General features: G+C 48.5%; 8 protein-coding genes and 1 other annotated feature. All 8 genes read left to right on the top strand.

Features of this window, described 5'->3' with window-relative positions; all coding sequences use genetic code 11:
• Nucleotides 1–36 precede the first annotated feature (36 nt).
• A complete protein-coding gene (gene rpmG / locus QZL66_RS00505; protein ID WP_022409813.1) occupies nucleotides 37–186 on the top strand; it encodes a 50S ribosomal protein L33 in 150 nt (49 codons plus the stop codon).
• Nucleotides 187–203: 17 nt separating this feature from the next.
• The gene (gene secE / locus QZL66_RS00500) at nucleotides 204–527 is read left to right on the top strand and encodes a preprotein translocase subunit SecE (protein ID WP_022409812.1); all 324 of its coding nucleotides are present in this window, start codon (nucleotides 204–206) and stop codon (nucleotides 525–527) included.
• A gap of 27 nt (nucleotides 528–554) precedes the next feature.
• Nucleotides 555–1106, top strand: coding sequence for a transcription termination/antitermination protein NusG (nusG, locus tag QZL66_RS00495; RefSeq protein WP_022409811.1), 552 nt, complete (start codon nucleotides 555–557; stop codon nucleotides 1104–1106).
• 106 nt (nucleotides 1107–1212) lie between these two features.
• On the top strand, nucleotides 1213–1638 hold the full coding sequence (rplK, locus tag QZL66_RS00490) for a 50S ribosomal protein L11 (protein ID WP_022409810.1): 426 nt from the start codon (nucleotides 1213–1215) through the stop codon (nucleotides 1636–1638).
• 123 nt (nucleotides 1639–1761) lie between these two features.
• Entirely contained in the window at nucleotides 1762–2457 is a 696-nt protein-coding gene (gene rplA, locus QZL66_RS00485; protein ID WP_022409809.1) for a 50S ribosomal protein L1, read from the top strand.
• A 567-nt stretch (nucleotides 2458–3024) separates the two neighbouring features.
• The gene (locus QZL66_RS00480; RefSeq protein WP_022409808.1) at nucleotides 3025–4899 is read left to right on the top strand and encodes an SGNH/GDSL hydrolase family protein; all 1875 of its coding nucleotides are present in this window, start codon (nucleotides 3025–3027) and stop codon (nucleotides 4897–4899) included.
• Between the two features lie 137 nt (nucleotides 4900–5036).
• Nucleotides 5037–5164 (top strand) — a sequence feature (ribosomal protein L10 leader region).
• Nucleotides 5165–5231: 67 nt separating this feature from the next.
• Nucleotides 5232–5744, top strand: a complete 513-nt coding sequence (gene rplJ, locus QZL66_RS00475) for a 50S ribosomal protein L10 (RefSeq protein ID WP_022409807.1) — start codon at nucleotides 5232–5234, stop codon at nucleotides 5742–5744.
• A gap of 61 nt (nucleotides 5745–5805) precedes the next feature.
• Entirely contained in the window at nucleotides 5806–6180 is a 375-nt protein-coding gene (rplL, locus tag QZL66_RS00470) for a 50S ribosomal protein L7/L12 (protein WP_022409806.1), read from the top strand.
• The last annotated feature ends 90 nt before the right edge of the window (nucleotides 6181–6270 follow it).

The raw sequence follows: 6270 nt of genomic DNA, 5'->3' as shown, positions 1-6270 counted from the left end.
AAACGGAAGAAGTAAACGAAGCAGGAGGTGCCGATCATGAGAGTGAAAGTAACACTGGCTTGCACAGAATGCAAGCGCCGCAACTATGTGACCAAGAAGAATAAGCGGAACAATCCGGACCGGATTGAGATGAACAAACACTGCAAGTTCTGCCGGAAGCATACGCTGCACAAAGAGACAAAGTAATGGAGGTCTGAAGCGCAATGGCTGACACTGAAAAGAAGGCTCAGCAGGAAGCGACTGCTGAGAAAAAGGCAAAAAAAGCATCCGCAAAAACAGACTCCAAAAAATCCGGCGGCAAGGGCAAAAAAGATGCTGAGAAGAAGCAGAATATTTTTGCACGGATCGCCGGCTGGTTCAAAGACCTGAAGAAAGAATTCAAAAAAGTAGTTTGGCCTGATCGGAAAAAGGTGTTCAACAACACACTGGTTGTTCTCTGTGTTGTTGTTATCGGTTCTGTTGTGGTCGGACTGCTGGACAGCGGATTTGTGCATCTGATGAAGTTCTTGATCGGTCTTTCCAAGTAAACAGGGAACAGAACAGGAGGATTGATTATGTCAGAGGCAGCAAAATGGTATGTGATTCACACCTATTCCGGTTATGAAAACAAGGTGGCACAGGACATTGAAAAAGCGGTGGAATACCGCCAGCTCCACGACCTGATCCAAGAAGTTCGGGTTCCTACCGAAAAGGTAACCGAGATCACAGACGGCAAGGAAAAGGTGGTCGAACACAAGGTGTTCCCCAGTTATGTCCTGCTGAAAATGGTTTATACCGGCGACACATGGCATGTGATCAAGGATATTCGCGGCGTTACCGGCTTTGTCGGATTCGTTTCCGGCACCGATCCCATTCCCCTGTCAGATGCGGAAGTTGCTGCGCTTGGCATCAACGATGCAGAAGATTCGGAGAAAATCACCGGAGTTACCGTTGACTATCAGGTCGGCGATACCGTTGAGATTTCCGGCACATCGATGAATGGCATGAGAGGGATTGTCAAGAGTATCGATCTGGACAGCAATGATGTTGAAGTAATCATTCACCTGATGGGAAGAGATACTTCGGTGCATCTGAGCCTCAATCAGGTCATTCGTGCGGACGACTGAATCGGTTACAAATTATGTCACAAACAATTCGGAATCGAAACAGGGATTCCGGTGGGAGAGATAGTATAGCTGTCTCGCCATTTACCACAATATGGAGGTGTGCAATATGGCACAGAAGGTAACAGGTTTTATTAAGCTTCAGATTCCCGCAGGTAAAGCAACACCTGCTCCTCCGGTTGGTCCGGCTCTCGGCCAGCACGGTGTAAATATCATGGCATTCACAAAGGAATTCAACGAGCGTACCAAGAATGACATCGGCATGATCATTCCGGTTGTCATCACCGTTTACGCTGACCGTTCGTTCACTTTTGTGACCAAGACTCCGCCCGCTGCCGTTCTGATCAAGAAGGCTTGCGGCATTGATACTGCTTCCGGCGTTCCGAACAAGACAAAGGTTGCAAACATCACCAAGGAACAGGTTCAGAAGATCGCCGAGCAGAAAATGCCGGATCTGAACGCTGGTTCTCTGGAAGCTGCAATGAGCATGATCGCTGGTACCGCTCGTTCGATGGGCGTTGTTGTCGTTGATTAATGGAATTCAGCTGCGGTGGAATTCCATACGCTCTGACTTCTCAATGGTGGGAGGAAATTTCCGCTAGCTGGATTTGCGTGTAAGCAGTCCGGTACACCACTACACTAGGAGGAATATAATATCATGAAACATGGAAAGAAATATGTTGACAGCCGGAAGGCTGTAGATAGCAACAAGCAGTATGCTTCGGAAGAGGCGCTGTCTCTGGTTTGCACCAACGCAAAGGCAAAGTTTGACGAAACCGTTGAAGCACACATCCGTCTGGGCGTTGACTCCCGTCACGCTGACCAGCAGGTTCGCGGTGCTGTTGTCCTGCCGAACGGTACTGGTAAGAAGGTTCGTGTTTGCGTTTTCTGCAAGGAAAACAAGTACGAGGCTGCTCAGGCTGCCGGCGCTGACTATGTAGGCGGTCAGGATCTGGTAGACAAGATCACCAAGGAAAACTGGATGGACTTTGACGTTGTCATCGCTTCTCCGGATATGATGGGTCTGGTTGGCCGTCTGGGTAAAATCCTCGGCCCGCGCGGCTTGATGCCGAACCCGAAGGCCGGCACAGTTACTCCGGATGTTGCAAAGGCAATCACCGAAGCAAAGGCTGGTAAGATCGAGTATCGTCTGGACAAGACCAACATCATCCACTGCCCCATCGGCAAGGCTTCTTTCGGCGCTGATAAGCTGGTTCAGAACTTCGAAACTCTGATGGAAGCTATCGTAAAGGCTAAGCCGTCTGCTGCAAAGGGTACTTACCTGAAGTCCTGCACCGTAACTTCTACTATGGGTGTTGGCGTAAAGGTTGCTACCAACAAGTATGGTGTCTGAGTTCTCAGCACAGCTTTGAAACAGACGTGATAGAAAGTCCCTGTTCTCCCGCAACTTTTTCGGGTGGACAGGGATTTTTTGTGTCCAAAGCTGCAACGGTATTTTTTGCGTTATTTTTTCTTTAAAGAATATTGTATTCATCAAAGAAAAAGTCATAGATGCGCTAGGATTCCGCTGTTTTTTCCACTGCTGTTAATTTTTTGTGATCTTCTTATTTCGATTGCGGGATAATATTGCTTACATTTTGTGGATTTTGTGATTTTCATACCGTCATTTTAAATAGTATTTTTTCACATATAAAATACAAATATGTGAAAAGTTGAGAATATTGATTTTGTTCGCAACTACGTCGTTTTCATGTGCGGCAGGTCCTGCTTTGCAGAATTTTGGAAATTCTTCTTAAACCTTGTGTAAATGTTTTCGGAAACGCCTTGACTTTTCTGCTCCGCAGCAGTATACTAAAAATAGAAATAATGTCCGGAATTCCGATGATTTTCCGAGACGTGCATCCCTTAGCACGACGGGAAAGCATCGCATTTCAGGCGGTTTGGAAAGGACTGATTCAGTATGATGAAACAAGCAAAATTCCTATCGCTTACCGCAGCATGTGTTCTGAGTCTGACTTCTGTTATGGGTGGACTTCAGGTCTCCGCTGCACCGCAATCCGCTCCCGTATCCTCTGATGTCAAGATCATGGCACTGGGTGACTCGATCACAGACGGCTATTGGACCGGCGGCGGCTATCGAAAGTATCTCTACCACGAGCTGGAAGAAATGGGATACTCCAACATTGATATGGTGGGACCGAAGGGCAGCAACTCGGAATCCTTCCAGTATCAGGGACAGACCGTTGCCTACGACGGCAACTATGCCGGCTACAGCGGCTATGCCATCCAGTACATTACCGGAACTGAAACTCGTCAGGGCATTCTGGAAACCATTAGCAGCGACTACGGCAACGGCAACATGATCGAAACCTATGATCCAGATGTGGTACTGCTCCAGATCGGCACCAACGACATTCTGAGCAACTATAACGACGGAATCACCGATCGTCTGGAAAATCTGGTGGATACCATTCTGGCAGATATGGACGGCGAGAATGATATGCTGTACGTTTCCACCATCCCGAACATCAACATCGCAGAACGCTACGATTGGCTGTGGGCATACGGCATGTACTACCCCAACGATCCGGCGGCATTTACCGCAAAGATTCAGGGCTGCATCGATTCCTACAATGCCTCCATTCAGACGCTGGTTGCCAAGAAACAGGCTGAGGGCGCAAAGATTTCTTTCGCCGACATTCACAGCGTCATCGATGAAACCACCGATATGCATGACGGTGTGCACCCCAACGAAACCGGCTACGAAAAGATGGGCAACTATTGGGCAAACCTGCTGAATTCCACCTATCTCAACGGCAACACCGATCCGAAGCCTGTTACGACAACGACCACACAGCAGACAACTGCTTCCACAACAACTACCACAAAGGCTACGACGAAAGCAACTTCTGCTGCAACCACACAGGCAACGACGGCAAAACCCACAGAAACTACCACTTCTGCGACAACTGCCGCAACTACCACCACAAAGGCAACCACCAAGACCACCGCTGCTTCGGATGGCAGTGATATCGTTCTGACCGATGTGAAGATCGGCGAAACTTACGATCTGACACCCTATCAGAATGCGGGAATCTCCTCCGTTTCTTTCGTCTTCAAAAATGTTCCGCAGTACGGAATGAACGGCTGTGCCTCCTTCGGCAACTGGAATCTCTCCAAGAACTATACTACGAATGATTTGGCGGGAAATACACTGACCGTTGATCTGGATAAGTTCTACAACTCCATGATACTCTATAAGTGGTACGGCGATACTGACCTGGATTCTGTCATCCTCCACTGTGGCAGCAGTGCGGTAACTACTGCCACCACCAAGGCTACCACAACCACAACAACGACAAAACCGACTACCACAACTACTAAGGCTACTACGACCACAACAACGACAAAACCGACTACCACAACTACCAAGGCTACTACGACCACAACAACCACAAAACCGACTACCACAACTACCAAGGCTACTACGACAACCACAAAGGCAACCACTACGACAACCAAAGTCACCACCTCTTCGGAGAGCAGCAAGACCGCAGTTCTGACAGATGTTTCTTTCGGAAAGTCCTATTCTCTGAAAAAGTACGATTATAAGAGCATCACTAAGATTCAGGTGACTTTTGGCGACAATGTGGGCTATGGATTCAACGGCGCACTGGTACTTGGAAACTGGGCAGAGCAGAAGTCCTATCACTCCAACGACATGAAGTCCGACAACACCATCACCTTTGATGTGAAAAATCCGCAGGATTGCCTCACCCTGTACCGTTACTGGGGCGAAGTTGATCTGAAGTCTGTCACATTGTATTTCGACTAATGTTTTCCACCATGTGAATTTTCCCATGCGAATCCCCCTGCCTCGGCAGGGGGATTCTTGCGTTCAAAAATAATTTACATGTTTTTTTGCAAGAAAGCTTGACAATGCCAGAATGCTGTGCTATACTAAAATACGTTGCTATGCAACATCGTATTCTAAAGACAGTTGGTGGCATATGCCGTAAATCCAACCGAGGAATGTGCAATGATTTTTCTGTGATACACAGCGCACGATTCCTAGCGGATCGTGTTTTTTTATTGCGATTTCCAGAGAGGCCTCCCCCTGTGGCGGTTTCCCCAATACGATGAACTTTTTATCGGAGGTGAAATCTTATGGCAAGTGAAAAGATTTTGGAAGGCAAGAAGGCAAAGGTAGCTGTCCTGACCGAACAGCTCCAGAAGAGCGTTTCTTTCGTTCTGGTAGATTATCAGGGCATCTCTGTAGAAGATGACACCAAGCTGCGCCGTGAAATGCGGGAAGCTGGCGTTACCTACATGGTAGAAAAGAATTCTCTGCTGCGTTTTGCATTCAAGAACATGGGCATCGATGCATTTGACGACGTGCTGCACGGCGCAACTGCAGTTGCTCTGTCCAACGACGATCAGACTGCTCCGGCTCGTATTCTGGGCAAGTTTGCTGAAGACAAGGACGACTTCTTCAACCTGAAGGCAGGTTACGTAGAGGGCGTTGCTTATGACGCAGCAGGCGTAGAAAAGCTGTCGAAGATCCCGTCCAAGGAGGTGCTGCTGGCACAGCTGGTCGGCTCTCTCCAGGGTCCGATCCAGAAGCTGGCTGCAACCCTGCAGGCAGTGGTGGACAGCAAGTCGGAAGATTCCGCTGCATAATCCTAGCAGGGCTATGGTTCCCTGCTGCAACTGAAATTGAATTATAAAGGAGTTAATTATCATGGCATCTGAAAAGATTTTGAAGTTCGTTGAAGATATCAAGGAACTGTCCGTTCTGGAACTGGCTGAACTGGTTGACGCAATCCAGGAAGAATTTGGTGTAACCGCTGCTGTTGCAGCTGCTCCGGCTGCTGGTGCAGGCGCAGGCGCTGCTGAGGCTGAAAAGACTGAGTTCGACGTTGTTCTGGCATCCTTCGGTGACGCTAAGATGGCTGTTATCAAGGCTGCTAAGGAAGCTCTGGGTCTGGGTCTGAAGGAAGCTAAGACTCTGGTTGAGTCTGCTCCGGCTACCCTGAAGGAAGCTTGCCCGAAGGCTGACGCTGAGGCTCTGAAGGCTAAGCTGGAAGAAGCTGGCGCTACCATCGAACTGAAGTAAGTTCTCTGACAAGTCCAATTGTCAAACAAGAGGGACATGTTCCGCTGGGAGTGTGTCCCTTTTCGTATACGTTCAAAAACGCCTGTTCCG

This window comes from Ruminococcus sp. CAG:330 (genome assembly GCF_000437175.1).
Taxonomy (GTDB): domain Bacteria; phylum Bacillota; class Clostridia; order Oscillospirales; family Ruminococcaceae; genus Ruminococcus_C.
This window is presented reverse-complemented; position numbering and strand designations above follow the sequence as displayed.

Bases quoted from the DNA above. Each gene is read 5' to 3' on its own strand.
- rplK (WP_022409810.1), top strand. From the start codon at position 1,213: ATGGCACAGAAGGTAACAGGTTTTATTAAGCTTCAGATTCCCGCAGGT.
- rpmG (WP_022409813.1), top strand. From the start codon at position 37: ATGAGAGTGAAAGTAACACTGGCTTGCACAGAATGCAAGCGCCGCAAC.
- rplA (WP_022409809.1), top strand. From the start codon at position 1,762: ATGAAACATGGAAAGAAATATGTTGACAGCCGGAAGGCTGTAGATAGC.
- rplJ (WP_022409807.1), top strand. From the start codon at position 5,232: ATGGCAAGTGAAAAGATTTTGGAAGGCAAGAAGGCAAAGGTAGCTGTC.
- nusG (WP_022409811.1), top strand. From the start codon at position 555: ATGTCAGAGGCAGCAAAATGGTATGTGATTCACACCTATTCCGGTTAT.
- QZL66_RS00480 (WP_022409808.1), top strand. From the start codon at position 3,025: ATGATGAAACAAGCAAAATTCCTATCGCTTACCGCAGCATGTGTTCTG.
- rplL (WP_022409806.1), top strand. From the start codon at position 5,806: ATGGCATCTGAAAAGATTTTGAAGTTCGTTGAAGATATCAAGGAACTG.
- secE (WP_022409812.1), top strand. From the start codon at position 204: ATGGCTGACACTGAAAAGAAGGCTCAGCAGGAAGCGACTGCTGAGAAA.